26 protein-coding genes and 1 pseudogene are annotated in these 26,793 nt (G+C 63.3%); 11 read left to right on the top strand and 16 right to left on the bottom strand.

Annotated features, from left to right (window positions below; all coding sequences use genetic code 11):
- Positions 1–27 precede the first annotated feature (27 nt).
- From C4K38_RS07125 to C4K38_RS07100, 6 genes are all read right to left on the bottom strand, one after another.
- Positions 28–369: a YXWGXW repeat-containing protein gene (locus tag C4K38_RS07125; RefSeq protein ID WP_053277791.1), complete on the bottom strand. Its 342-nt coding sequence runs from the start codon at positions 367–369 to the stop codon at positions 28–30.
- Between the two features lie 182 nt (positions 370–551).
- A complete protein-coding gene (locus C4K38_RS07120; protein WP_053278331.1) occupies positions 552–1,082 on the bottom strand; it encodes a GNAT family N-acetyltransferase in 531 nt (176 codons plus the stop codon).
- 244 nt (positions 1,083–1,326) lie between these two features.
- Positions 1,327–2,340 carry an Ldh family oxidoreductase gene (locus tag C4K38_RS07115; protein ID WP_053277790.1) on the bottom strand — a complete coding sequence of 338 codons (1,014 nt, stop codon included), beginning with the start codon at positions 2,338–2,340 and terminating at the stop codon, positions 1,327–1,329.
- Positions 2,341–2,461: 121 nt separating this feature from the next.
- Positions 2,462–4,036 carry an aldehyde dehydrogenase (NADP(+)) gene (locus C4K38_RS07110; RefSeq protein WP_053277789.1) on the bottom strand — a complete coding sequence of 525 codons (1,575 nt, stop codon included), beginning with the start codon at positions 4,034–4,036 and terminating at the stop codon, positions 2,462–2,464.
- Between the two features lie 40 nt (positions 4,037–4,076).
- Entirely contained in the window at positions 4,077–5,645 is a 1,569-nt protein-coding gene (locus C4K38_RS07105) for an APC family permease (protein WP_053277788.1), read from the bottom strand.
- Between the two features lie 172 nt (positions 5,646–5,817).
- Complete coding sequence (locus tag C4K38_RS07100; protein WP_053277787.1) at positions 5,818–6,738, bottom strand: dihydrodipicolinate synthase family protein; 921 nt, start codon at positions 6,736–6,738, stop codon at positions 5,818–5,820.
- A 485-nt stretch (positions 6,739–7,223) separates the two neighbouring features.
- On the opposite strand from C4K38_RS07100, the gene C4K38_RS07095 reads away from it, so the two are divergent.
- The 8 genes and pseudogenes from C4K38_RS07095 (at position 7,224) to C4K38_RS07060 (ending at position 14,588) form a co-directional block, all read left to right on the top strand.
- Complete coding sequence (locus C4K38_RS07095) at positions 7,224–8,156, top strand: 4-hydroxyproline epimerase (protein WP_053277786.1); 933 nt, start codon at positions 7,224–7,226, stop codon at positions 8,154–8,156.
- The gene (locus tag C4K38_RS07090) at positions 8,153–9,286 is read left to right on the top strand and encodes an NAD(P)/FAD-dependent oxidoreductase (RefSeq protein ID WP_053277785.1); all 1,134 of its coding nucleotides are present in this window, start codon (positions 8,153–8,155) and stop codon (positions 9,284–9,286) included. The genes C4K38_RS07095 and C4K38_RS07090 overlap by 4 nt, the downstream gene beginning before the upstream one ends.
- Complete coding sequence (locus C4K38_RS07085; RefSeq protein ID WP_023968126.1) at positions 9,283–9,516, top strand: 2Fe-2S iron-sulfur cluster-binding protein; 234 nt, start codon at positions 9,283–9,285, stop codon at positions 9,514–9,516. The genes C4K38_RS07090 and C4K38_RS07085 overlap by 4 nt, the downstream gene beginning before the upstream one ends.
- Positions 9,513–10,778, top strand: coding sequence for an NAD(P)/FAD-dependent oxidoreductase (locus tag C4K38_RS07080; protein ID WP_053277784.1), 1,266 nt, complete (start codon positions 9,513–9,515; stop codon positions 10,776–10,778). The genes C4K38_RS07085 and C4K38_RS07080 overlap by 4 nt, the downstream gene beginning before the upstream one ends.
- A 112-nt stretch (positions 10,779–10,890) precedes the next feature.
- Complete coding sequence (locus tag C4K38_RS07075) at positions 10,891–11,667, top strand: AraC family transcriptional regulator (RefSeq protein WP_053277783.1); 777 nt, start codon at positions 10,891–10,893, stop codon at positions 11,665–11,667.
- Between the two features lie 288 nt (positions 11,668–11,955).
- Complete coding sequence (locus C4K38_RS07070) at positions 11,956–13,152, top strand: MFS transporter (RefSeq protein WP_053278330.1); 1,197 nt, start codon at positions 11,956–11,958, stop codon at positions 13,150–13,152.
- Between the two features lie 62 nt (positions 13,153–13,214).
- Positions 13,215–13,466, top strand: a pseudogene (locus C4K38_RS07065) (helix-turn-helix domain-containing protein); the annotation flags it as partial.
- A gap of 222 nt (positions 13,467–13,688) precedes the next feature.
- Complete coding sequence (locus tag C4K38_RS07060) at positions 13,689–14,588, top strand: AarF/UbiB family protein (protein WP_053278329.1); 900 nt, start codon at positions 13,689–13,691, stop codon at positions 14,586–14,588.
- A gap of 334 nt (positions 14,589–14,922) precedes the next feature.
- On the opposite strand, the gene C4K38_RS07055 is transcribed toward C4K38_RS07060, so the two are convergent.
- The 8 genes from C4K38_RS07055 to yiaY all read right to left on the bottom strand — a co-directional run bounded on the left by C4K38_RS07055 (position 14,923) and on the right by yiaY (position 22,441).
- Positions 14,923–16,008: a type I restriction endonuclease gene (locus C4K38_RS07055; protein WP_016702104.1), complete on the bottom strand. Its 1,086-nt coding sequence runs from the start codon at positions 16,006–16,008 to the stop codon at positions 14,923–14,925.
- Positions 16,009–16,172: 164 nt separating this feature from the next.
- A complete protein-coding gene (locus C4K38_RS07050; protein ID WP_053277780.1) occupies positions 16,173–16,697 on the bottom strand; it encodes a DUF4142 domain-containing protein in 525 nt (174 codons plus the stop codon).
- Between the two features lie 137 nt (positions 16,698–16,834).
- Entirely contained in the window at positions 16,835–18,175 is a 1,341-nt protein-coding gene (locus tag C4K38_RS07045; protein WP_053277779.1) for a sensor domain-containing diguanylate cyclase, read from the bottom strand.
- Between the two features lie 111 nt (positions 18,176–18,286).
- Positions 18,287–18,925 carry a LysE family translocator gene (locus C4K38_RS07040; protein ID WP_009047449.1) on the bottom strand — a complete coding sequence of 213 codons (639 nt, stop codon included), beginning with the start codon at positions 18,923–18,925 and terminating at the stop codon, positions 18,287–18,289.
- Positions 18,926–19,052: 127 nt separating this feature from the next.
- Positions 19,053–19,469, bottom strand: coding sequence for a fosfomycin resistance glutathione transferase (gene fos / locus C4K38_RS07035; protein WP_053277778.1), 417 nt, complete (start codon positions 19,467–19,469; stop codon positions 19,053–19,055).
- 163 nt (positions 19,470–19,632) lie between these two features.
- Positions 19,633–20,304 carry an NAD-dependent epimerase/dehydratase family protein gene (locus C4K38_RS07030; RefSeq protein WP_053277777.1) on the bottom strand — a complete coding sequence of 224 codons (672 nt, stop codon included), beginning with the start codon at positions 20,302–20,304 and terminating at the stop codon, positions 19,633–19,635.
- A 218-nt stretch (positions 20,305–20,522) separates the two neighbouring features.
- Positions 20,523–21,095, bottom strand: coding sequence for a TetR/AcrR family transcriptional regulator (locus tag C4K38_RS07025; RefSeq protein WP_053277776.1), 573 nt, complete (start codon positions 21,093–21,095; stop codon positions 20,523–20,525).
- A 197-nt stretch (positions 21,096–21,292) separates the two neighbouring features.
- A complete protein-coding gene (gene yiaY, locus C4K38_RS07020; protein WP_053277775.1) occupies positions 21,293–22,441 on the bottom strand; it encodes an L-threonine dehydrogenase in 1,149 nt (382 codons plus the stop codon).
- A gap of 157 nt (positions 22,442–22,598) precedes the next feature.
- On the opposite strand from yiaY, the gene C4K38_RS07015 reads away from it, so the two are divergent.
- Positions 22,599–23,618, top strand: coding sequence for a DUF4917 family protein (locus C4K38_RS07015; RefSeq protein ID WP_053277774.1), 1,020 nt, complete (start codon positions 22,599–22,601; stop codon positions 23,616–23,618).
- Positions 23,619–23,728: 110 nt separating this feature from the next.
- On the opposite strand, the gene C4K38_RS07010 is transcribed toward C4K38_RS07015, so the two are convergent.
- Positions 23,729–24,271: a helix-turn-helix domain-containing protein gene (locus tag C4K38_RS07010; protein WP_007922237.1), complete on the bottom strand. Its 543-nt coding sequence runs from the start codon at positions 24,269–24,271 to the stop codon at positions 23,729–23,731.
- A gap of 159 nt (positions 24,272–24,430) precedes the next feature.
- On the opposite strand from C4K38_RS07010, the gene C4K38_RS07005 reads away from it, so the two are divergent.
- A complete protein-coding gene (locus C4K38_RS07005; protein WP_025803956.1) occupies positions 24,431–25,213 on the top strand; it encodes an aldolase in 783 nt (260 codons plus the stop codon).
- 30 nt (positions 25,214–25,243) lie between these two features.
- Entirely contained in the window at positions 25,244–26,131 is an 888-nt protein-coding gene (locus C4K38_RS07000) for a dihydrodipicolinate synthase family protein (RefSeq protein ID WP_053277773.1), read from the top strand.
- Positions 26,132–26,359: 228 nt separating this feature from the next.
- Here C4K38_RS07000 and C4K38_RS06995 read toward each other — a convergent pair whose 3' ends face one another.
- On the bottom strand, positions 26,360–26,695 hold the full coding sequence (locus tag C4K38_RS06995; RefSeq protein WP_025803954.1) for a YegP family protein: 336 nt from the start codon (positions 26,693–26,695) through the stop codon (positions 26,360–26,362).
- Between the last annotated feature and the right edge of the window lie 98 nt (positions 26,696–26,793).

Genomic DNA, 26,793 nt, shown 5'->3' with positions numbered 1-26,793 from the left:
TTTGCCTGCGCGCCGGCTCGCCCTCGGTCAACTGGCCCAGCCACCCACATGCAGGTGCCAGCCATCGCCGCGAGGCTCCCAGAACGGGTGCACATAATGGTACCCGGGACGCAACGGCTCCCAGTGACCATGGGCCGCTACATACTGCCGGCCATCCCAGTGCCAGTAAGCCCGGGACCAGACATAACCCGGGCGATGCATGGGTTCGACTTCGATGACCCGCACCGGCGGTGGCTGCGGCGCAACCACCTCGACGTACTCCACCGGCGCCGCGCGTTCGACCACCCGCCGCTCATGCACCACCCGTTCCTGCACACACCCGGAGGCCACTACGACCACCGCCACCAGAGCCGTGTAACGTAACAACATGCTGCCTCCCCGGCGCTTGACGCCGACGTTTGAACTGCTGACAACGCCCCCTGTAACCACCCGGCTCCTGCCAGGCGTACGGAGTGTTTTAACAGCTCGAAACTGTCTGCTTGCTGAACCTGACAGCGGCCGGCAGATAGCGACAACGCAGTGGCGACAAACAGCCAATCAGCGGCGGCAGATCAACGTCCTTGGGCGTCGAAATCCGTCCGGGTCATCTCGAAAAACTTGCTCGGCAGCCCCTCGAACTCGCCATCCCGTACAAATCGAAAACCCAGCTTGCGCGCCACCGCCAACGAGGCCTGGTTCAAGGCATGGGCATCGGCCACGATGCGCTCGACTCCAGCCCCAAGAAAAGCATGCTCGACGATGCGCCCCGCCGCCTCGGACGCAAAGCCCTTGCCCCATGCCCGCCGCACCAGGCGCCAGCCCATTTCCAGTTCCGGGCCGACGGCCTCGTAGGGAATGAACGACACCCAGCCGAGAAACTCCTCCGGCGCGGACTTGGCAAAGATCGCCCAGTAACCGCAGTGCTCACCAAAATCGCGCTCGATACGCGAACGCACAAAATCGCGGTGCTCCTCGCCACCGTCCCAGGGGCCGGGAAGGTAGCGGGTGACTTGCGGATCGAGGTCCATGGCGATGCACGCCTCGAAGTGTTCGAGGGTACGCGGGCGGAGCAGCAGGTTGGGGGTTTCGAAGTGGAGGTTCATCAACTGGATATCCATTCCATATTCACCGAGGGTAAAAAACGCCGCAGTGAAAGTAGCAGGTTGGCGTCGGCATCGCCGGATATCAGTAGCAGAACTTCCCCCTGACACGCAGACACCTGTAGGAGCGAAGCTTGCTCGCGACCAGGCCACCACAGGCATCCACCCTGTTCCAGGCAGCAATCCCTTTCTGAAGGCCACCGACGCCATCGCGGGCAAGCCTCGCTCCTACAGGGGACCGTGGTTACTACGCCAACAGCGCCTGGATATCGTTGAACAGCGCGAGTGGGATCTGCACGCCGTGTCGCGCGCTGCGCGCCCTGGCCTCGAAGCGCCGCTGCGACGGCAGCCGCGCGCCTTGCTCGGTGATGGCCGTGAACAGTCCTTCGGCTCGAGCCAGACCTTGCTGATAGTCCTCGCCCAAAAACACTTTGGGGTCGAACGCGAGGATCAGTTCGCCGTGGCAGGGCGCCGCGCCGACGCTGTCATCGAAGGCCATGGACTCGGCGCTGGTGAGGTCGCCGATCAGCGCGCCGGCCAGCAGTTCGATCATCGCCGCCAGGGCTGAACCCTTGTGTCCGCCGAAGGTTTGCATGGCGCCTTGCAGGGCCGCCTTGGCATCCGTGGTGGGTTGGCCTTGGGCATCGATGGCCCAGTGTTCGGGGATGGCTTTGCCTTGGCGCGCGTGCAGTTCGATATCGCCGCGGGCGATGGCGCTGGTGGCGAAGTCGAACACGAACGGCTGGCCCGTGGGTCGTGGCCAGGCGAAGGCCAGGGGGTTGGTGCCGAACACCGGTTTGCTGCCTCCGGCCGGCGCCACCCAGCTGTGGCTGGGGTTCATGGCGATGCCCACCAACCCTTCGGCGGCGATCGCCTCGACCTCCGGCCACAGCGCCGAGAAGTGGAAGCAGCGCTTGATCGCCATGGCCGCGAGGCCCTGGCTGCGGGCCTTTTCCGCCAGCAACGGCAGACCGGTCTGGAACGCCAGCAAGGAATAGCCGTAGTGCGCATCCACCTCCAGCACACCCGCGGAAATATGCCGCAGGCTCGGCTCGGCCAGCGGGTCGACCTTGCCCTCGCGCACGGAGCGCACACAGCCCAGCAGGCGATACACCCCGTGGGAGTGGCACTCGTCGCGCTGCCCCTGGGTGATGACCTCGGCAATGGCCCGGGCATGGGCATCGGACAGGCCGTGGCGGGTCAGCACCTTGAGGGACAGGTCGCGGACCTGGTCGAGGGACAGGGTGATGAGTTCGGACATTTCACTGCCTCATGATAGTGAAGACAAAACCGCCTCTATAAGGCGGGGGCGACGTAAAACCTATTGGGTGAAATGCGCCTGAGCAGCACGCAGCCAACCCGGCGCACTCGCTACAACCCTCTCAACGTGGACGTTCGCCGTTGAGGCGCTGCGGAATCTGCCAGGGGTTGTCGCTGCGCAGGGCCTGCGGCAGCAGTGCTTGCGGCACGTCCTGATAGGACACCGGGCGCAGGAAACGCTGGATCGCCAGGCTGCCCACCGAGGTGGTGCGCGTGTCCGAGGTGGCTGGGAATGGCCCGCCATGGACCATGGCATGGCCGACTTCGACACCGGTGCCAAAACCGTTGACCAGCAGGCGGCCGGCCTTTCGCTCCAGCAACGGCAGCAGTTCCCGGGCTTGCGGATGGTCGTCGTCACTCAGGTGCAGGGCGATGGTCAACTGACCTTCCAGGCTCGCCAGCAGCGCTTTCATCTGGGCCGCGTCGGTGCAGCGCACGATCAACGAGGCCGGGCCGAAGACTTCTTCCCGCAACTCCACCCTGGCCATAAAGGCCTCGTCCGAAGTGGCGAACAGCGCGGCGCGGGCCTGATAACGCTCGCCGTCGACGCCCTGCCCCAGGGTGTCCACCTCAGCATGCCGCAGCAGCCGCTCGACACCCTGGTAGTAGCTGGCGTGGATGCCCGGCGTCAGCATGGTCTGCGCCGGCGCCACCTTGAGCGATGCGGCCGCCGCGGCTTCGAATGCTCGCAGCGCCGGGCTGTCGACAGCGAGGATCAACCCCGGGTTGGTGCAGAACTGGCCGGCGCCCAGGGTCAGGGAGCCGACAAAGGCCTTGGCGATGGCTTCGCCCCGCTCGGCCAGCGCATTGGCCAACAGCAGCACCGGGTTGATCGAACTCATCTCGGCATAGACCGGAATCGGCTCCTCGCGGGCCGCGGCGATCTTCATCAGCGCCACACCGCCGCTGCGCGAACCGGTAAAGCCGACGGCCTTGATCCGACTGTCCGCCACCAGCCCCTGGCCAATGCTGCGGCCGGAATCGAACAGCAGGGAGAACACCCCTTCCGGCAAGCCGTGACTGTGCACCGCCTGCTGGATCGCCTGCCCTACCAGTTCCGAGGTGCCCGGGTGCGCCGAATGCGCCTTGACCACCACCGGGCAACCGGCGGCCAGCGCCGAGGCGGTGTCACCACCAGCCACGGAAAACGCCAGAGGAAAGTTCGACGCACCGAACACCGCCACCGGCCCGATGGCGATCTGGCGCAAGCGCAGATCCACCTTGGGCAAGGGCTGGCGCTCCGGCTGGGCCGGGTCGATGCGCGCCTCCAGGAAACTGCCGTCGCGCACCACCGCCGCGAACAAGCGCAGTTGGCCGACCGTGCGCCCCCGCTCGCCTTCCAGGCGGGCGCGAGGCAGGCCGGTCTCGCTCATGCAGCGCTCGATCAGCTCGTCGCCCAGGGCGAGGATGTTGCTGGCGATGCTCTCGAGGAACGCCGCCCGTTGTTCCAGGCTGGTTTCCCGATAGCGGTCGAACGCCGCTTCGGCCAGGGCGCAGGCGCGCTCCAGGTCATTCGGGCCGGCGCCGCCAAAACTCGGCGCCAGGGCCTCGCCAGTGGTGGCGGCCAGCGCATGTACTTCGCCGTGGCCGCCACGCACGCGGGATTGGCCGATCAGCAGTTGTCCTGTTACAGGCATGGGTTACCTCTCTGAATAAATGGCGTGAAATGCCTAGCAGTCATTCGTCTTCCCCTTCCAGCACCAACTTGCTGCCCGGCACCCCGGTATTGGCGCCCCAGTAGTAGATGCACAGGGCCATAAGCGTGACGGCCAGGGTGTCGTAGGGATGGGTCAGCGCACCGATACCGCCGAAGCTGCCCAGGTAGGAAATGACGATGGTCAGGGCGTAAAAGGCGATCAGCCACAGGGACGAGCGCACCTGTTCGGTGAGGCTCAGGTGGTCGGTGGGCACCAGGCGCTTGCAGCCCAGGTAGATGACGAACATCAGGATCTGCAGGCCCAGCAACCAGGACACCGTGCTCCAGCCGGACCAGTAGACGATCAGCGCGGCGATGACAAAGGACACCGGCCCCAACAGGCCGAAGCCGCTGACCCGGAACGGCCGCGGCAGGTCCGGCGCGCTCTTGCGCAGCGCCGCCACGCTGATCGGGGCAATCGCATAACTGAGCACCAGGGCCGCCGACACCACGTTGATCAGCGCTTCCCAGGACGGGAACGGCAAGGTCCAGAACACCGACAGGCCGAAGGTCAGCCACAGCGCCGGGCGCGGGATGCCGGACTGTTCGTCGATGCGGGTGAATATCTTGAAAAAGGTCCCGGTCTTCGCCCAGCCGTACACCACCCGTGGCGTGGCGTTCATGTAGATGTTGCCGCAGCCGCTGGGGGAAATCACCGCGTCCACCACCACTAGATAGGCTAGCCAGCCGACGCCCAGGGTCAGGGCGATGTCGCGATACGGCAGGGAGAATTCCTTGCTGATACTGCTCCAGCCGCTGGCCAGCATCTCGGTGGGAATGCTGCCGAGGAATGCCAGTTGCAGCAGGCCGTAGATCAGGGTCGAGAGCAGGACCGAAAGGATCAGCGCGATGGGAATGGTGCGCTGTGGATTGCGCACTTCGCTGGCCACCGAAATGATCGGCGTCAGGCCCAGGTAGGCGAAGATGATGCCGCCGGCGGAGACCGCCATTTCGATGCCGGACAGCCCAAAGGGAGCAAAGCCCTGGACGTGGAAATTCTCCGGTTTGAAGAAGGTGAACAGCACGCCAATGACCAGCAGCGGCACGACGAACTTGAACAGGCTGATGAGGTTGTTGGACTTGGCGAAGGTCTTGACGCTGGAGTAGTTGAGCCAGAAGAACAGGCACAACAGGGCGAACTGCACCAGCCAGCCGAGAATGGTCGGGTTGCTGTTGCCGGCATGGGTCAGCCCCGGAAACCAGGCCGCCGCGTATTGCCGCGCCGCCACCACTTCAATGGCCACCAGGCTGGAAAACGCGATCAGGGTGATGAAGCCCATCAGGTAACCCAGCAGCGGCCCGTGGGAGAACACCGGATAACGCACCACCCCGCCCGCTCGCGGCAAGGCCGCGCCCAGCTCGCAATAGACGATGCCCAGCAGCAGGACGGCAAAACCGCCGAGCAGCCAGGAGAAGATCCCCGCCGGCCCGGCGATGGCCGAGACATGGCTGGCGGCGAACAACCAGCCGGAACCGAAGATCGCCCCCAGGCCGATGAAGGTGAGGTCAACCAGAGAGAGCTGTTTCTTGAATTTGCCTTGGCCTGACATAGGCGCGCCTTCTTATTGAGTTATTGGAGTAGGCAGATCGAATGTCGCGCCGGCCTCCCGCGGACGGGGTACCGGCGTGGTGAAACACGGCACTGCGCGAGTACCTGATTGTTCTTCTCGTAGACCAGGGCGCCCCCGCCACCCAGCGCGCGGGAGCGTCCTGTCGGCGGGCTTACAGACCGACGTCGGGCAATTGCGGACGCTCGGCCAGGGCCTTGGCGACTATCGCCTTGACCTCGGCCAGGGTCTCGCCCTGCAGAGCCAGGCGGGGTGGGCGGGTGATCGAGGAGCCGCGGCCGACCAGTTCCTCGCAGAGCTTGATGCACTGCACCAGGTCCGGACGCGCATCCAGGTGCAGCAGCGGCATGAACCAGCGGTACAGCGCCAGGGCTTCCTCGAAGCGTTTTTCCTTGGCCAGGCGGAACAGGGTTTCGCCCTCTCTCGGGAAGGCGTTGGACATGCCGGAGACCCAGCCCTCGGCGCCCACGGCGATGCTTTCCACCACCACGTCATCCAGGCCGGCGAACAGCACGAAGCGGTCGCCCACGGCATTGCGCAGGTCGATGAAGCGCCGGGTATCGCCGGAGGAGTCCTTGAAGCAGACGATGTTTTCGCAGTCCTGCAGGGCGATCAGCACGTCCGGGGTGACGTCGTTTTTGTAGATCGGCGGGTTGTTGTAGACCATCACCGGCAGGTCGGTGCCGGTGGCGATGCTGCGAAAGTGCGCGGCGGTTTCATGGGACTTGGCCGAATACACCAGGGCCGGCATCACCATCACCCCGTCGACCCCGACCTTGGCCGCTTCGCGCACGGTGTTGCGGGCGAACTCGGTGGTGAACTCGGCGATCCCGGCGATCACCGGTACACGACCGCCGGCGGCGTCCTTGGCGACCTCGATCACCGAGAGTTTTTCCGCGGTGCTCAGCGAGGTGTTTTCGCCCACGGTGCCACACACCACCAGGCCCGACACACCGTCGGCCACCAGGTTGCGCATGACGCTGTGGGTGGCGTCCAGGTCCAGGGAAAAGTCAGCTTTGAACTGGGTGCTGACAGCAGGGAACACACCGCTCCAGTGGATGGCTTTACGGCTCATGGTCTTGTCCTTGTTAGTTGAGTCGGTCGGGGCCGACAGGCGTTGGAAACGAAAAACAGATTCCGCCTTTCGCCGCCTCGCAGCTTGAGACTTTTCCCGTCTAAGCAAGACGAAATCGGCACATTTGCCCAATCGCCCACGGACCTTTTCTGTCCATTGCGCCTGCGCACTACCCTCCTTCGACCCGCCTGAAATCCCCTGCGCCAGCAGCCGCACCGCACACCTGTAGCCGCTGCCGAGGTACGAGGCTGCGATCGGGTTGGGCGGCATTCCGACGAAGCGGCCGCCAGCCCTGTGTCCTCGGTCTCTCTGACAAACCGAGTTGCCGGGTTTACGACTGCTGCGCAGCCGATCGCAGCCTCGTGCCTCGGCAGCGGCTACAAAATTGGCGCTGTGCCGATTTCGTCATCCGCCGCAGAGAAAACCCACAAGCGATACGGCCCTTTCCCGAGCCAATCTGTAGGCCTTTTCCGTCAGGTGATGCCATGAAAAAAATAACCGTCATCGATTCACATACAGGGGGCGAGCCGACTCGCCTGGTTGTCGACGGCTTTCCCGATCTGGGCAGCGGCTCGATGGCCGAACGGCTGGCGATCCTCCAAGAGCATCACGATCGCTGGCGCACAGCCTGCGTGCTGGAACCGCGGGGCAGCGACGTGCTGGTGGGGGCCCTGCTGTGCGAACCCCAGGCGGCGGATGCCTGTGCCGGGGTGATCTTCTTCAACAACAGCGGTTACCTGGGCATGTGTGGCCACGGCACCATCGGCCTGGTGCGTTCGCTGCATCACCTGGGCCGCATCGCACCCGGCGTGCACCGCATCGAAACCCCGGTGGGCACCGTCAGCGCCACCCTGCACGACGACCTCTCGGTCAGCGTGCATAACGTGCCGGCCTACCGTTACCGCAGCGCCGTCGAGCTGCAGCTGCCCAACCACGGCACCGTCCGCGGCGATATCGCCTGGGGCGGCAACTGGTTCTTCCTGATCAGCGAGCATGGCCAGCGCATCGCCCTGGACAACGTCGAAGCCCTGACCCACTACACCTGGGCTGTGCGCGAAGCCCTGGAGGCCGCCGGTATCAGCGGTGCCGACGGTGGCGTGATCGACCATATCGAGCTGTTCGCCGACGACGAGAATGCTGACAGCCGCAACTTCGTGTTGTGCCCTGGCAAGGCCTACGACCGCTCCCCCTGCGGCACCGGCACCAGCGCCAAGCTGGCCTGCCTGGCCGCCGATGGCAAGCTGGCGCCCGGGGCGGTTTGGCGTCAGGCCAGCGTGATCGGCAGCCAGTTCAGCGCCAGCTATGAGCAGGTGGGCGAGCAGGTTATCCCGACCATTCGCGGCACCGCCCATATCAGCGCCGAAGCCACCTTGCTGATCGAAGACAGCGATCCTTTCGGCTGGGGCATCCTCTCGTGAGCGAGCCGGCCGAAGCCGATGTACTGGTGATTGGCGGCGGCATAGTCGGAGCCGCCTGTGCCCACGAAATGGCTCGCCGTGGCCTGCGGGTGCGGGTGCTCGACAACGCCAGCGGCGGCGCCACCGGCGCGGGCATGGGCCACCTGGTGGCGATGGACGACAACCCCGCCGAACTGGCGCTGAGCCGCTACTCCATCGGCCTGTGGAACCAACTGCGCGCGCACCTGCCGGCCGCCTGTGCCTACCGCAATTGCGGCACCCTGTGGCTGGCCGCGGACCCGACGGAAATGGACCTGGCCCGGGCCAAGCAGGCGACCCTGGCCCGACACGGGGTGACGGGAGAATTGCTCGACAGTACAACCCTGGCCGAGCTCGAACCCATGTTGCGCAAAGGTCTTGGCGGCGCCCTGAAGATCCCCGGCGACGGCATCCTCTACGCCCCGGCCACGGCCCATTGGCTGTTGCACAACACACCGGGGATCAGCTGCGAGCGGGCCAGGGTCAGCGCCATCGCCGCCCAGCGCGTGGAGCTGGATGACGGACGCGTGCTGCGTGCCGAGTACCTGGTGCTGGCCAACGGTCTGGCGGCGCGGAGCCTGCTGCCGCAATTGCCGCTGCGGCCGAAGAAAGGCCATCTGCTGATCACCGATCGTTACCCGCAACAGGTGTCCCACCAACTGGTGGAGCTGGGCTACGCCGCCAGCGCCCACGCCAGCAACGGCACCTCGGTGGCGTTCAATGTGCAGCCACGGCCGACCGGGCAATTGCTGATCGGCTCGTCCCGACAGTTCGACACTCTCGACCCGGCCATCGAGCCCGAGGTGCTGACACCGATGCTGCAACGGGCCGTGGCCTATCTGCCGGGGCTGGCGCAACTGAACGGCATCCGCGCCTGGACCGGCTTTCGCGCCGCCACCCCGGATGGCCTGCCGATCCTTGGCGAACATCCACGATACAAAGGCCTGTGGCTGGCGGTCGGTCATGAAGGCCTGGGCGTCACCACCGCCCCCGGCAGCGGCCGTCTGCTGGCCCATCTGATGCTCGGCGAACGGCCGGATATCGACGCCCAGGCCTATCGCCCCGAACGCTTCGCCGAGCTGACCACCACCCTGACTGGAGGCGCCCCATGATCATTTACCTGGACCGTCAGGCGCTGACCGTGGGCGATGGCCTGAGCGTCGCCGCCGCCATCGCCGGCAGCGGCGACCCTCGTACCCGAACCTCCTGCACCGGCCAGCCCCGGGCGCCCTTCTGCGGCATGGGCATCTGCCAGGAATGCCGCATGACCATCGACGGCCGGCGCCAGTTGGCCTGCCAGACCCTGTGCCGCGAAGGCATGCATGTGGAGCGCACGCCATGAACCAACAGCGCCTGACCTGCGACATCCTTATCGTCGGCAGTGGCCCGGCGGGCCTCGCTGCGGCCCGGGCGGCAAGCCGCAGCGAGCTCTCCATCGTCCTGCTCGACGACAACCCGCGCCCCGGCGGTCAGATCTGGCGCAATGGGCCAGGCGTCGCGCTCCCCGGTATCGCCCGCGAAGCCTTGCAAGTGCTGGAGCATCCGCGGCTGCGCTACCTGCCGGGCACCCGGGTGGTGGCCGGCGCCGGCGCCAATGCCCTGCTCCTGGAAAATGCCGAGCAGGCTTTGCTCGTCCAGTACCAGAGCCTGATTCTGTGCTGCGGCGCCCGCGAACTGCTGCTGCCCTTCCCCGGCTGGACCTTGCCCGGAGTGACCGGCGCAGGGGCCTTACAGGCCCTGCTGAAAAACGGCCTGGCGGTGGCTGGCGAGCGGGTGGTCATCGCCGGTAGCGGGCCGTTGCTGCTGGCCAGCGCCGCCACCGCCCGCCAGGCCGGTGCCCGGGTCGAGGCGGTCCTGGAACAAGCCCCATTGGCCGCACTGGCGACATTCACCGCCGGGCTCTGGCGCTGGCCGGCCAAGCTCGGCCAGGCCGCCGGGCTGGCCACCACAGCCTATCGCTACAACGCCCATGTGCTCGAAGCCCTGGGCGACGATCGCCTGGAAGCGGTGCGTATCCAGCAGGGCGAGCAGGTTCGGGAAATACCCTGCGAACGTCTCGCCTGCGGTTTCGGCCTGGTGCCCAACACCACCCTGGCTAGCCATCTCGGTTGCCAGCTACAGGCCAATGCCATCGCGGTAGACCGTTACCAGGGCACCAGCCTGGCTCAGGTCTACGCGGCCGGCGAATGCACCGGGGTCGGCGGCAGCGAACTGGCGAGGGTCGAAGGCGAGATCGCCGGGCTGGCCGCCAGCGGGCAGACCCAGGAGGCCACCGCGCTGATCCAGCGTCGGGCCCATTGGCAGGCGTTCGCCGAGCGAGTGAGTGAAACCTTCGCTCTGCAACCCGCGCTTCTGTGCCTGGCACGACCTGATACGCTGCTGTGCCGCTGCGAGGATGTGCCTTACGCCGCCGTGGCTGGCGAAGCGGGCTGGAGCGAGGCCAAACTGCACAGCCGCTGCGGCATGGGCGCCTGCCAGGGGCGGGTCTGCGCCACGGCGGCACAGGCCCTGTTCGGCTGGGCCGCGCCGACACCACGAGCGCCCCTGGTGCCGGCGCGGATCGAGACCTTGCTGATGGAATCATCGACGCCCGGCGTGAAGTGAAGAGCAGACCGTTGCCGCTGGCCGCCCGCCAATGGCGCCGCGGAATTCAAGGATGAGCCAGTAGACCCAAAGTCGCGGGGCGCGCCCCGCCCCCTAACAAGAGCAGCCCTTGATGATCGACACCGCTCAGCTGCACCGCCTGCCCGAAGCCATCGCCAGCCAGGCGCCCGAGGACATTCACGACCTGCTGGGCAGCATGGCCCTGGTGATCCCGCTGCTCGACACCCTGCCCAACGCGGTGTTTTTCATCAAGGACCTGCAAGCCCGCTACCTCACCGCCAACCTGACCCTGGCCCAGCGCTGCGGTTTCAAGAACGTCACGCCGCTGCTGGGCAAGACCTCGGCCGAGGTGTTTCCCGCCGTGCTCGGCCCGGTCTATACCGAGCAGGACCAGCGCGTGCTGCGCCAGGGCATCACCATCAAGGGCCAACTGGAACTGCACCTGTACGGCAGCCGCGAACCCGGCTGGTGCCTGACCCACAAGCTGCCGCTGCACGGGCGCGACGGGCGGATCATCGGCATGGCCGGCATCTCCCTCGACCTGCAGGCCGCCCGCGACGCGCACCCGGCCTACGAACGCCTGGCCGCGGTGGACCGGCATATCCGCGAGCACTACAACGAAGCCATTCGCCTCGACGACCTGACCCACATCGCCGACCTCTCCATCGCCCAGTTGGAGCGCTACTGCAAACGCATCTTCCACCTCACCCCACGGCAGATGATCCACAAGGTGCGCCTGGAACACGCCTCGCGCCTGCTGCTCGGCGAACTGCCGATCACCGACGTCGCCCTGCAATGCGGCTACACCGACCACAGCGCCTTTAGCCGCCAGTTCAAGGCCCTGACCGGCGTCAGCCCACGGCAGTTTCGGCAGAACGCCGCGCACTGACCTGGGCCCACTTTTCCTGGGGCCAGGCACTGGATAAAAGAGCATCCCGTTAGAGCCAGAAGCCCCTGGCTCATAACCTAATGTTCCATATCGGCCCCATGACTCCGCTATTTTTCATGCCCCCGCACGGCATAAGATGGCAACGAGAAAAACACCCCGGAAACGTTGAACAGCCCAGCCGCGCCTGCCCGCCCACATCGACGCCCTGGCCCCGTGATAGAAAATTTAACGGATTAAATTTCTGTGCCCACCTCCTTCAGTTCAACAGCGCGGTCCGTGTGGTCCTTTGTGGCTTTGGGGGTGTTACTCATACTTTCCGAAGCCATCTACGACCTGGTATTCGCCAACCTCGCCTACTCCATCAGCGGAACGACGCTCGCCGTTACCACCACCTACGCCGTCGGCTATAGCGCTGAAATACTGGTGACCCTGCTAGGCGCGGGTTTTATCGATCGTTTCAACAAATGGAAACTGTTCATTGCCACGCAACTGGTCAACATTGCGGTGTTTGCCCTGGCCGTTTTTGTCCTCAGGATCTACGACAGCTCCGTGGAGTGGGTGTGGTTTTTTGCCTTCTTCGTCGACCTGATCCATCAGTACTCACGGCTGATCATGTTTGCCTTGATCCCTTTCCTTTTCACCGCTGACAACATCCCCAGAATCAACGGCCTGCTCGCCACCTTCAATGGCGTCGCCAGGACCCTGGGGCCGGTCATCGGCGCCCTGGTCATCTTCAGCTTCGGCTTGTCGATCTCACTGCTGGCCTCCATTGCCTTCATGCTGGCGGCGCTCGCCTTGACGATCAGCCTGAGCGCCTTGAATGAGAAGACCTCGACCCTCGATATCTGCAGCATGTCGTTTGCCCAACGCTTCCAGGAAAGTGTCACCGGCGCGTCAAGAGCCACTGTCGATCTGTTGCGCGCTCCACGCTGGCGGTATTTCCTCGCCTCCTATGCCACCTGCCTGCTGGTGGTCAGCGTGCTGGCGCTCCTGTGGGTCCCCCTGCTGCGGGGCTTTCATGGGTTTTCCGAGGCACAGACCGGCTACCTGTTCTCCGTTGGAGCAGCAGGTGCCATAGCCGGCGGACTCGCCTTGCGCGCCAGTGGCCAGGCCTCCCGGGTGCCGGGCACGATATTGCTGTCCCACCTGATCATGATCTCGGGGGTCTGCATCACGCTATGCCTGCGCGGCAACATCTGGCTCGCGGGCACCGGCATGTTCGTATTCCAGTTCGGTACCACGCTGTATTTTCGTACCACGGCCAGTGCCATCCAGCTCACCGTGCCCAAGGAAATCATTGGCAGCTGGTATGGCTCGATCGACTTCATCAGCCGCTTTGCCGGACTCGTTGGCATTCTGCTGGCGGGTTGGGCCTACGATAAGCTCGGGACCTACGCCATCTACTCGATACTCTTACTCTTGCTGGCACTGAGCAGTTTCAACTGGCGCAGCAGTCGCCAGGCTCGCTGGTTGGTCAATACCTGAGGCTGCGCGCGCGCCCTCGGTCCGACTCGGTGCCAGGTACTGGGTATCTCAAACGGGAGATCGAGGTGACGCTGATCGCCGACCTGTCCATCGCCCAGCTGGAGCGCTACTGCACACGCATCCTCCACCTCACCCCACGGCAGATGATCCATAAGGTGCGCCTGGAACACGCCTCGCGCCTGCTGCTCGGCGAACTGCCGATCACCAACGTCGCCCTGCAATGCGGCTACACCGACCACAGCGCCTTCAGCCGCCAGTTCAAGGCCCTGACCGGCGTCAGCCCACGGCAGTTCCGCCAGAACGCTATGCACTGAAGTATTCCACGAGCCGACTCAGCCCCGACCAACACGGTCTGCGGCCGGACAAATCGTTGCATGTTTTTTTCCATCGCCAGGGCACACAAGGCCGCAGAACCCGGATGAATTTCGTGAACGCCAGGACCTGCGATGAATTATGATGCGCGCCCTTTCGGCCCGCGTATCAGCACAGGCTCACAGCGCCACCCCTCGTTCGCCATCCAAGGCCAGGAACCCTACATGCTTCACCTCAGGAGCTTCACCCGAACGCTGCATCGGCAGCAGATCAATGGCGTGACCTTCCATTTCGATCCATCCCATCGGCACGAACTGGACAGGCTGATACGGCGTTTTTTTGCCAAGCCCGAGCAATACCCCACGCTGGATATTCCGGAAGACACCCGGGGCGTCTTCCTGCTCGAAGGCGAACGCCAATGGGTGCTCAAGCGCAACCGCCTGACTCACTGGAAAAAGCAGCTGCAGAACTTCCTCGGGCTCAAGCGCAGCTTCGGCCTGCACGACCTGACCAATGAATTCATCAACCTGTCGGTGGTGTCGGGCAAATCCGCCCTCTCGCCCCAGGTCTCGGCGTTTGGCTACAAGGGGCGCTTTCCGTTCCTGCGCGAAGAGTACTTGCTGGTGGGTTTCTGGGCGGATCATTGCAGTGTCGACGACCACCTGCTGGCCCATCCCGAGCAGGCCGAAACCCTGTTGTCGGCGATCTTCCGGCTGTTCGGCCAGATGCTCGACGACGACTTCGTGCACATGGACCCCCACCCGAAAAACATTCTGGTCGCCGCCGACGGCCAACTGCGCCTGATCGACTTCGAGTGCTGCGCCCACTCGGTACTCGACCGCGACTTCAGCCTGGGTTTCCTGCTGGGTTACTTCTACCGCTTCTGGTTCCGGCGCTTCATCTCGCAGCAGGATTACGACCGGCTTTGCGAGGCCTACCTGAACGCTGCGCAACCCAACCTGGACCGCACCATCTTTCAGCCGGTGTACCAGCGCTTTCGCGACCAAAACGTCTCACGCAGCACGCGCTACCGCATCCTCACCTGCGCCCGGGCACAAGCGGCGTTCCAGCGTGAAATCAGCGGGCCCCGAGGCCAATCCGATACCCCGCTCAAACGCTCTTGATGAGCGAAGGTAGAGAGTCAGGCCGGTGGCGAATTGGGTCTGAGGGCCCAGGTCGATGGGACCAACGACGCTTTGAACATAGTTGCCAGCATCGGTCAGGTCTTTCATCTCCGTGACCGGACCATCGCCCTGCGCGCCGAGCACAGCGTGCTGACCTACAAGATCGCCATTGGCGGCGTCGAAACCTGCGAGATTACTTCATGCTGGTCGACACCCAGTGCCAGGTACTGGGGTATTTCAAACGGGAAATCGAGGTGACGCTGGCGGAGTGAGTCAGACAAAAAAGAACCGGCGTAGCCCACCGGTTCTTTAACTCGTACCAAATGAAGATTTTCTAGTCGTAATACCCGACGGTTTTTTTCAGGTGATCGGAGTACTCGTAGATCTCATCGACAGAGCTGATCGGATGACGGGTTTCATTCTTTTCCTCGTCAAAAATCCCGATGTACTTCTGTGAACGGTTGAAATGCAGGCGGCAAATCGGTTTTCGGTTGTTGTCGTCGAGCAATATACCGAAGTAGCTCTGAGTGTCCCTTTGGACGATACGCTTGGCATCGACCACAGAGCGAACCACCGCACGTACGATGTGATAGCCCTCAAGCTCCTCCAGCGTCGTCAGCACCTTATCGTCCGCTGTCTCTGCATCATCGTTATCGGCACTCCCCGCTCCGGAGGAGGAGGCAACCGAAAGAGACGGCTGGATAGCGCCACTCATTGCAGACTTGAGACGATCATTGATTTGGTCATTGAGAAATTGCCCCACCGCTTTTCGAGTCAGCTCATAAAACTGCTCACGGACTTTTTGGGTAATCACTCCGTCGTATACCCGCGATGCAAAGACTTTGACGAAGTCATCGTCTGGCTTACTAACCTGAGAAGCGATGACTTTTTTGATCTGGCTAACGTACTTCAGCTCACCTGCCGCGCTGATAATCGACTCCACATCAAAAGACGACTTGGTCAGCTTGGTCAGCTCTGGCACCGAATACTCGTCGATATCGAGCAAATCCAGTTCAAGGAAGGGTTTCTCATCCATCTTGTTGGGAGCATCCAGGTCGGTAAAAAACTTATAAACCTGGCCATTGGTAAGGATGGAAATACGCGCACTGGTGACATGGAAGTAACGAAACAATTGCGACGCATGATTGATATGCAAGGGTTCGCCGATCTTCTTGCACTCGATGAGGATCTGAACCTCCCCATCTTTCATAATCGCGTAATCGATCTTCTCGCCCTTCTTGGTTCCTATATCGCAGACAAACTCTGGCGTCACCTCCGTCGGATCGAATACGTCATAACCCAACACCGTGCTGATGAAGGGCATGACAAAAGCATTTTTTGTCGCTTCCTCCGTCTGAATAGCTGCTCCCTGCAGACGTACCTTGGCAGCAAGACTGGTTAACTTCTCGAAAAATTCCATGAGTGGCCTCTTACCTGTTTCGATCCGTGTTTTAGCGTGATGGCAAATCGACTACCACTTGATACTAGACACAAACCGCTACAAAGAAAGACGCCCCCACTCTAGAGAGAATGCCGGGATGGGCTGGTTCTCAAGCGGCTGGAGAAACCGCTGCAAGACGGCATTCAACCATCCAACTGATCCAAGGCCCGGCCAGCCTTGAGGGCCTTGGCCATTTGCAGGTGGTTTTGCAGTTTCGGCAGGGTCTCTTCGGCGAAGGCCTTGAGCTCGGGGACCTCGGTGATTTCGGCCTGTTGCTGGATCTGCTCGATGGCTTCTTCGGTGGCCTTGACCTGGCTCTCGGCATAGGCGGCATCGAAGGCTTCGCCTTCCGGAACCTCGGGGATCAAGGCCTTGGCCTTGTTGATCACTTCTTCCCGGGACGCCACGGGCAGGTCGAGTTTCCTGGCGATTTTCGCCAGGTGCTGGTTGGCGGTGGTGCGGTCGTTGATGACCAGGATGGTGTAGTCCTTGACCGCCTTGGAGGACGTCTTCTGGTGGGCCAGGCGACTGGCCTCGATGTCGGCCATGCCCTTGGCCGAGGCGTCGTCGATAAACTCCGCGGGGGATTGGGCGAACGCCGCGCTGGCGCTCAGGCCGAGCAGCAGCGCGAGGCAGGTGCGGGACAGATGGGTGGCCATGAAGCTCATGGTGTCGGCCTCCTTTGATCAGGTGGCGGCGCACGGCGCCTGCACAGAGTGAGAGTTTTCAGGCCATCGAAGGTTTGAAAAAGTTGCATCGGCCACGACGAACGGTTGCCAAAAAACCATCAGCTCCGCGGCTTCTTTCAGGCCCGGGACGGGCTCCGCTGGGCGCGCTTGGCAGCGTACATCGCCTCGTCGGCGTGCTTGAACAGCTGCTTTTCGTCATGGCCGTGTTCGGGGAACAGACCGATGCCGATGCTCGGCAGAATGCTCATCTGATGCCCATCCAGACGCAGCGGTTCGTTGAGCGCCTGGCGAATCTTCCCGGCGACGATGCCGGCATCTTCCGCATGCTGGATACAGCCGAGCAGCACCACGAACTCATCGCCACCGATCCGCGCCACGGTGTCGCTCTCGCGCACGCAAGCCTTGAGCCGGTTGGCCACGGCCTGCAACAGTATGTCGCCCACGGCATGGCCAAAGGTGTCGTTGACCTGCTTGAACCGGTCCAGATCGACGTAGAGCAAAGCCATGCGCCCGGACTCGCGACGGGCACGGGCCAGGGCGCTGCGCAGGCGTTCGCGCAGCAATTCGCGGTTGGGCAGCTGGGTCAACTGGTCGTACTGGGCCATGTACTGCAGGCGCGCATGCAGCTGCTTGCGCTCGATGGCGGTGGCGAGCTGGGCGCAGACGTATTGCAACAGCTCCTTGTCCTGCTCGGTGTATCGCTCGTCGCCCGGCGCGCTCTTGACGATCAGTGCGCCGATGGTGCCCTTCTGCGAGTTCAGCGGTACACCTAGCCAGCACGGTGAGTGCGGGTCGGCGGTGGCATCCGCCAGCGGCCCATAATCGTCAGGGGTCAGCAGCAACGGCTGGCCACTGCGGATCACCTCGGCACACAGGCTGCCGGTCAGCGTACCCGGCTGCTCCGGGCAACGCTCGCGATCGTCGACGTGATAGGGAAAGCTCAGGGCCTGGCATTGCTCGTCGTACAGCGCGACGGAGAAATTCAGCGCCGGCAGCCATTCACCGATGATCCGGTGCACGCGCCCGAACAACGCCAGCAGGTCCTCGGCGGCATGGGCCGCTTCGGAGATCGCATACAGCGCCGCCTGCCGCGACTCGGCCTGCTTGCGTTCGGTGATGTCGCGGGCCACGGCGATGCGCAGCTGGTCGACCTCGGACCAGCGCGCCGACCAGAGGATATGGGCGACCTGCCCGTCCTTGCGCAGGTAGCGGTTCTCGAAGTTGGGCATGGGTTCGCCGGCCATGATCCGGTCGGCGGCCTGCAGGGTGCGCGCGCGGTCCGCGGGGTGCACCAACTCGATCATGCGCCGGCCAACCAGTTCGTCCGGCGTGTAACCGAAAATGCGTTCGCAGGCGGCGCTGACAAAGACGAAACGACCTTCCACATCCACCGCGCAGACGGCGTCCAGCAGGAGGTCGATGAAACTGGCCAGGGGCGCGGAGTTGTTGGTTGCCATCAGGGAACGACACTGCCTGTGAAGATAAAGCGCCGAGTATCAATCCCTGGGTTCCGGCAGCGGCGCAAAGCCGCTGCTTGTCCGTGACTGTCGCAACCTTGCGAACAGCCTTTATGCCTTGTTCGCCAGCAATCCCGGAACGGCATGCAGCAAGGCGTTGATGGCAAACCCGATGAACATCACGCCGCAAAGCCGGGTGATCGCCAGTTCGTGGCGCTGATACAGGGTCCGCACCCGCCGCGCACCGACGATGCCAATGAGAATAGCGTATGCGCCGATGCCGCCGAGGAAACTGAGGAAGATCAGCCAGGGCAGCATCGACCAGTTGAGCAGCTCGGCGCGACTGGACAGCAGCGCGGTGAAAGTCGCCACCGCTACCGGGTACGCCTTGGGGTTGGTCAGGCCGAACAGGATCCCGTGCCAGAACGGCTGGCGCGCCGGACCCTGGGGCTCCTGCCCGCTGCCGCGCTGGCTGCGGATCGCCCGCAGGCCAAGCCAGAACAGATACAGGCCGCTGAGTACACCCAGCACATCGAAGGCGCTGCTGCCGATCTCCCGCGCGCCGACGATGGCGATCAGCGCGGTGCTGCACCAGACCACGTCACCCAGCAGATGCCCGCAGAGAAAGCCAGCCCCGGCCCGTCGCCCGCGCGCGGCACCAATGCCGAATACCGCCAGCACGCCAGGCCCGGGAGTAATGCCGTAGATAAAACCCGAGGCAAGGACGGCCAGTAACAGCGAAGAAGTCATGCCACACTCCGAAGCGCCGAAGGTGGCGCGGTTTTGATCGCAGGATTCTGCCGGCTTGTGCGCTCCCGCACCACCCCACAATGGTCGTCACAGCGACAGTCAGGCGTCTTGAAGCGGCGGCAGCCGGTCATTCGTCGGTAAATATCCTCATCCCGGCATAGGGTTGCTGCCGGCAGGCGCTCAAGCGCGAGGCCAGATCGCCGACATGGGCTTCCAGCTGGTGGCCGTCGGGGTCGAGAAAATAGAAAGAGGCCCCTTCGCTACGGTTGTCGCGCCACTCCCGCACGCCGGCGGCGCGCAGGCGTTGGGCGAATGCCACGAAATGCCCGGCCTCGATGCTGAAGGCGTAATGGGTGTAGTCCGGCACTTCCGCCGAGCGGTGCGATGGGTCCAGCGACAGGCACAACCACAGGCCCGGCAGCGACAGATAGGCGCCGCTGTCCCAGCTGGCGTCCAGGCGCAGGCCCAGCAGGTCGCGGTAGAACCCCAGGCTGCGGTTCAGATCGGTAACGGCGAGGGTCAGGTGGTTGAGGCCGGTCAGCATGCAAAGTCCTTGTAGGAAGAAAGTCCTGATCGTGGATGCAATGCAAGAGTATCTGACCGGCCAGGCCTGGCAAGCCGACAAACTCGGCAAAGCCTTGGCAGGGACAGGCGACTTCACAAGCCCGACGGCAGAGATGAGCCTGCTCGCGAATTAGGTCGCCCCTTCAGCGCCCGGACGCAAGCCGGTTGATCGCCTCCCCTTCGATGATCGCCGTGGGCGCGCCATGCCGGGCCACTGTGAGCATGGCCTTGCCGACCTCCTCGGTGCTGGTCACCGCGTTGGGCCAGCGTCGGCGTGCCCAGGACAGCAAGGGCCCGAACACGCTGTAGAACATCTGGTAGAAGGCCGTTTTCGACCGGATGCCGTGCAACGGCTGGATAGCCGCCGGGCGGAACAGGTAGACCGCCTTGAACGGCAAGCGCTGCAGGGCGTTTTCCGTGCGGCCCTTGACCCGCGCCCACATGACTCGCCCCTGCTCGCTGCTGTCGGTACCGGCGCCGGAAACATAGACAAAGGTCATCTGCGGATTGAGCCGTGCCAGGATAGTGGCGGCGTCCAGGGTCAGGTCGTAAGTCAGCCGGCTGTACTCCGCTTCCGCCATGCCCACAGCGGACACACCCAGGCAGAAGAAGCAGGCGTCGAAGCCCTGCAATTGCGACTCCAGCTGGCTGTAGTCGAACATATCGCGGTGCTGCAACTGGCGCAGTTTTTCATGTGTACGGCTCAGCGGCGTACGACCGATGGCCAGCACTTCCTGCACGTCGGGGGCCAGCAGACACTCACGCAAGACGCCCTGCCCGACCATGCCGGTGGCGCCGAATAGCAGAACTCTCATGGCAATACCTATTGGTTATTGAGCGGGAAAGACCAGCAGCCCATCGACGGCGACAAAGTCGCCAGCACGACCTCGGCAATATCGCGTCCCAGGCCACTCGCACTTCCCCTAATCAACCAGACTCTGGACATGACTCACTCCTGCTGCACACTAAGGTCAAGCTAATGAGTGATTACTCACTCATATTCCGCGTAAGAAAAAAGCGCAAAGGTTGCGCCTTATTTCCTGGCAATCGCATTCCACAGCGCCTCGAACCCCGCCTCGCTGTACTGCTCTTTCTGGGCGGGTTCGCGAATGATGAAGTCCACGGTGGTGTCCGCCATGGCCCCCAGGATCGCCGCGACAAAGGCCGGCGACTCGGCGCGAAACATCTCGGACACCATGCTCTCCTGGATCAGGGTATTGACCTCGACGAAGTCCTGCATGCCCCTCAACTTGCTTTGCTCGGTGACTTGCCCGCTCAGGCCGAGCAGGGTCATGACCTTGCGCTTCTGCGGCTCGGCCACGCCCCAGTCGATGTAAGCCTGCCAGACATGAAGCAGACGTTTTTTCACCGTCTCGCCGCGCGGATAATCGGGCATCATCACATCCCGCAGCTCGCTCTTGAGCTCCAGGTAAAGCTGGTTGAGCAGATCGTCCTTGGTGGCGAAGTAGTTGAACAGCGTCCCTTCGGCGACCTCGGCAGCCTTGGCGATTTTCAGCGCAGGAGAAGCCAGGCCCTGCTCGGCGAACACCTCGATGGCGGCACTGAGGATGGCGTTACGTTTGTCTGCGCTTTTGGGACGGGCCATGGGGAAGGATGTGCCTGGTGATAAATGAGTGATTACTCAGTTAAACACTGGAGGCATTTTTTTGGCAAGCCCCATTTGTGCCCTTCCTGCAGGAGCGAGCTTGCTCGCGATCGATCGCGTCAGCGATCAAGACAATGTCCCGCGTTGTCTTGACGGACATCGCGAGCAAACTCGCGCCTACAGGAAATGGGGATGGGTCAGAACGCGCTGCGGAAGATTTCTTCGATCTGGCGCTGGTCGGCGCTGCGGGGGTTGGTCAGGCCGCAGGCGTCTTTCAGGGCGTTGGCGGCCAGGACCGGAATGTCCGTCAGCTTGGCGCCCAGGTCACGCAAGCCGCTGGGGATCTCGACATCCCGGGCCAGGCCGCGAATGGCGCTGATGGCCGCCTGCGCGCCCTCCTCCGGGCTGAAGCCACGGATGTCCGCGCCCATGGCGTGGGCCACATCGGTCAGGCGTTCGGCGCAGACCATGGCGTTGAAGCTCTGCACATGGGGCAGCAGCACCGCGTTGCATACGCCGTGGGGCAAGTCGTAGAAGCCGCCCAACTGGTGCGCCATGGCATGCACAAAACCCAGCGACGCATTGTTGAAGGCCATGCCGGCGAGGAACTGGGCGTAAGCCATGTTTTCCCGGGCCACCAGGTCGCTGCCGTCGTGCACCGCCTGGCGCAGGTTCTGGCTGATCATGGTCATGGCTTTCAGCGCGCAGGCATCGGTGATCGGGTTGGCCGCGGTGGACACATAGGCTTCGATCGCATGGGTCAACGCGTCCATGCCGGTGGCGGCGGTCAGGCCCTTGGGCATGGCGACCATCAGCGCAGGGTCGTTGACCGACAGCAGCGGCGTGACGTTACGGTCGACGATGGCCATTTTCACGTGGCGCTTCTCGTCGGTGATGATGCAGAAACGGGTCATTTCGCTGGCGGTGCCGGCGGTGGTGTTGATGGCGATCAGCGGCAGCTGTGGCTTGGTCGAACGGTCGAGACCCTCGTAGTCGCTGATATGCCCGCCATTGGTGGCGCACAAAGCAATGCCCTTGGCGCAGTCATGGGGCGAACCGCCGCCGAGGGAAACCACGAAATCGCAGCCGCTCTGCTGCAATTGCGCCAAACCCTTTTCGACGTTGTCGATGCTCGGGTTGGGCTTGGCGCCGTCAAAAATCACCGAATCGATGTCCTGCATCGCCAGCTTCTCGGCAATCATGCCGGCCACCCCGGCCTTGGCCAGGCCGGCGTCGGTGACGATCAGCGCCTTGTGAAAACCGTAGTTACGAATCGCGACCATGGCCTCGTCGAGGCAGTCGATACCCATGATGTTCACGGCGGGAATGAAAAAAGTGCTGCTCATGGCGCGTCCTCCAGGCTAGGGGCGGATCAGCCGTGCCGATCCGGCAAATGCGCACAGGATCGACCCATCGGTCACGCGCGTTGTTGATCTGGCTCAAGGGTCGGTCGTGATAAAGTCGGCGCCCTGTACACCTTCTGCCTTGAGACGACGAACCGCGATGATGGATTTCCAGGAATTTGATACCGACCTTGAAGACTGGAACGCCTTGCGCGCCAGCACGCCGATCGCCGGCCTGCTGATCGGCAACGGCGCCAGCCGAGCGGTGTGGGAAGACTTCGCCTACGACTCGCTGTTCGAGAACGCCCGCACCGTCGAAGAAAAGCCCCTGAGCCAATCCGAGCTGAGCGTGTTCGACGCCCTGCAGACCCGCAGTTTCGAGCAGGTGCTGGGCGCGCTGAAAACCACCAGCCGGGTCAACAAGGCCCTGGCCGTCAGCTCCGCGGCGCCGCGCAATCGCTACTACGCGATCAAGGAAGCGCTGATCAATACCGTGCATGCGGTGCACATTCCGTGGCGCCTGGTGCAGCCGGCGGGCCTTTCGCAGATCAACCAGGAACTGCGCCGCTACCGCACTGTGTTCACTAGCAACTACGACCTGCTCAACTATTGGGCGATCCAGCACGATACCCAGGGCATCGACGACCTGTTCCAGGGCGCCGACCCGAGCTTCGACATCGGCCAGACCGCAAGCCAACAGACCCGCGTGCTGTACCTGCACGGCGGCCTGCACCTGGTGCGCAACCAGGACGGCACCGCGCGCAAGCTGGGCTCCACCGAAGGCACCCTGCTGGGCAACTTCGCCATCAACAACACCCTGAAGACCCTCGACGATGTGCCGCTGTTCGTCAGCGAGGGGCCGGTGGCGGACAAGCTCAAGACCATTCGCAGCAGCGACTACCTGTCGTTCTGCTACCAGCAGTTGCTCAACCACAGCGACGCGCTGTGCATCTTCGGCCACGAGCTCGGCCCCCAGGACAGTCACCTGGTGCAGGCGATCCGCCAGGCCGGGGTGCGGACCCTGGCGATCTCGATCCAGCCGCGCAGCAAGGCCTTTATCCAGAACCAGAAGCGGCGCTACGCCAAGCTGTTCGAGGGGATGGAGGTGACGCTGCGCTTCTTCGATTCGAAGAGCCATGCCCTGGGCGCGCCTGCGCTGTCGGTGCCGGTCGAGCGCTGAAAGCTACCCGCTATCCGTAGGAGCGAGGCTTGCCCGCGATCCAGGCACCGCGGTCTACCTGCAAGGACGCCATCGCGAGCAAGCTTCGCTCCTACAGATAACGCAGCGGGTCACTCCTCGCCGCTGTGCACCACCACCAGCAACTGCGCCTGCACCTCGCCCACCGAGCGCAGGCGGTGGGGTTTCTGCGCGTTGAAGTGCAACGCGTCGCCACGGTTGAGGATCACCCGTTCGTTCATGAAATCCACTTCCACCTGCCCTTCGTGGACAAACAGAAACTCCTCCCCCAGGTGTTCCTTGAAGCTCTTGTCGGTGAACTCCCTGGGCGGGTAGATGATGAACGGCAGCAGGCTGCGCTCGCTGACCTGATGCGCCAGCACCGCGTAACCCGGCGCCTGGTCGTTGGCCGCCAGCGATTGGCGTTCGTCGCTGCGCACCAGGCTGTAGCTGTCGAGGCTGACCTTGTCTTCGGCGAACAGCTCCTCGACGTTCACGTTCAACGCCTTGGCCAGTTTCAACGCCGCGGCGATCGAGGGCGTGTTCAGGCCGCGTTCGACTTTCGACAGGTAACTCTTGGTCATGCCGGATTTCTCGGCCAGGGCCTCCAGCGTCACGCCAAGTTTTTTTCTCAATAATTTCAAGCGGATAGACATGTAGAACGGTTAACCCATCAAGGAGGCGACGATTTGTCCTTGCCAATGACACAAAGTGTCATATAGCCTCTTTAGTGTCATTTGCTTTCACCCAACGACCTTGCGAGCAGCGGGAGCTGGCAAATCCGACGTCCATTGAAACGACCAAAGGACACCGATATGGCCAAGACATTAGCACTACCCAAAGAGCAACTGGTCAAGCAAGCCTTGACCCAGATGCAAAACACCCTGGCGGATAATACGTGGACCGACCGGCAAAAGCTGGCGCTGACTTGTCGCATCCTGTTCGAGAACGGGCACGACTCCGGCCTGGCCGGGCAGATCACCGCCCGCGGCCCGCAGCCGGGCACCTACTACACCCAGCAACTGGGCCTGGGTTTCGACGAAATCACCGCGGGCAACCTGCTGCTGGTCAACGAAGACCTGGAGGTGCTCGAAGGCCACGGCATGCCCAACCCGGCCAACCGCTTCCACAGCTGGGTGTACCGCGCCCGCCCCGACGTGAACTGCATCATCCACACCCACCCGACCCACGTCGCCGCGTTGTCGATGATCGAAGTGCCGCTGGAAATCTCCCACATGGACCTGTGCCCGCTGTACGACGACTGCGCCTTTCTCGAGGCCTGGCCGGGCGTGCCGGTGGGTAACGAAGAAGGCGAGATCATCTCCGCGGCCCTGGGCGACAAGCGCGCCATCCTGCTCTCGCACCACGGCCAACTGTCCACCGGCGCCAGCATCGAGGAAGCCTGTGTGATCGCCCAGTTGATCGAGCGCGCCGCCAAGCTGCAATTGCTGGCCATGGCCGCCGGCACCATCAAACCGATCCAGCCGGAGCTCGGCCGCGAGGCCCATGACTGGATCTCCAAGCCCAAGCGTCACGCCGCCGCCTTCAACTACTACGCTCGGCAGAACCTCAAGCAACACGCCGATTGCCTGAACTGAAACCACCTCATTCGCTAAAGGAGCGTCTCCATGTCGAACACCAACATTCACGGCATCATCGGCTACACCATCACCCCGTTCACCGCCAACAGTGAGCAACTGGACCTGGACACCCTCGGCCGCTCCATCGATCGCCTGATCGACAGCGGCGTGCATGCCATCGCGCCCCTGGGCAGCACCGGCGAAGGCGCTTACCTGAGCGACGCCGAGTGGGACCAGGTCGCCGAGTTCAGCATCCGTCACATCGCCAAGCGCGTGCCGACCATCGTCAGCGTTTCCGACCTGACCACCGCCAAGGCCGTGCGCCGCGCGCGGTTCGCCGAGGCCAAGGGCGCCGATGCGGTGATGGTCCTGCCGGCTTCCTACTGGAAACTCAGCGAAGCCGAGATCCTCGCCCACTACCAGGCCATCGGCGACAGCGTCGGCGTGCCGATCATGCTCTACAACAACCCGGCCACCAGCGGCACCGACATGTCGGTGGAGCTGATCCTGCGAATCTTCAATGCCGTGGAAAACGTGACCATGGTCAAGGAGAGCACCGGCGACATCCAGCGCATGCACAAGCTGCAACTGCTGGGCGAAGGCCAGGTGCCGTTCTACAACGGTTGCAACCCACTGGCCCTGGAAGCCTTCGCCGCCGGCGCCAAGGGTTGGTGCACCGCCGCGGCGAACCTGATCCCGCAGCTCAACCTGGACCTCTACCATGCCGTGCTGGACAACAACCTGGACCTCGCGCGCGCGCTGTTCTACCGCCAGCTGCCGGTGCTCGACTTCATCCTCAAGGGGGGCCTGCCGACCACCATCAAGGCCGGGTTGAACATGACCGGGCTGCAGGTCGGTGACCCACGCTTGCCGGTGTTCCCGCTGGGTGAGGCTGGGCGTAATCAATTGCAGGCCATGTTGAACGCAGTCCGCTGATCGGGCCTTCGCTGTAGGGGGCGATCTTGCGGGCCTCATCGCCGGCAAGCCTGGCTCCTACAGAAGCCAGGGCGTCACCCGCTTCTGTAGGAGCGGCCGGTCGACGCTCGATTGCTCGCGATCGCGGTCTATCAGGCACAACACACGCCTGGCCCCTACAAAAAAGCAGCGCCCAACAAAAAGCCCGACAGGTTGTCCTGTCGGGCCTTTTCGTTTCAGGGCAGAAGATTAAACGGTCTTGTCCTTGATGGTGGTGGTCGGACCGTTGGTCTTGACGCTTTCAATACCGCCGTCGCGTGCCGCCTCGGACGAATAGCGCTGGCTACTGCCGATGATCTGGTGGTTCGCGGCCTTGAGGTTGAAATAAGGCTTGCCGTCCTTGGAGACTTCCTTGGCGTAGCGGGCCTCGGTGGGGCTATTGGTCTGCACCGAAGCGATGCCGTTTTCGGCGGCGCTGCGGGAGGAATACAGCTCACTCGTCAAAATGGTTTCAGCGTTGCCAGCCTTGAGGACGAAGCGGAACTGCCCGTCACTGCTTTTGCTCAATTCATACCATCCAGCCATGGTCCTGCTCCTGAGTGTCCGAAGATGCGAATGCACTTCGGAGTAAAGCCTGTCTTTGCTGATTTACCAGCGTTTTGGGGTGTGTTGCTGAGGCACGC

Origin of the sequence: Pseudomonas chlororaphis subsp. piscium (assembly GCF_003850345.1) — a bacterium.
GTDB classification, from domain to species: domain Bacteria; phylum Pseudomonadota; class Gammaproteobacteria; order Pseudomonadales; family Pseudomonadaceae; genus Aquipseudomonas; species Aquipseudomonas piscium.
Note: the sequence above shows the minus strand (reverse complement) of the source record. Positions and strands in the feature narration are given on the sequence as shown.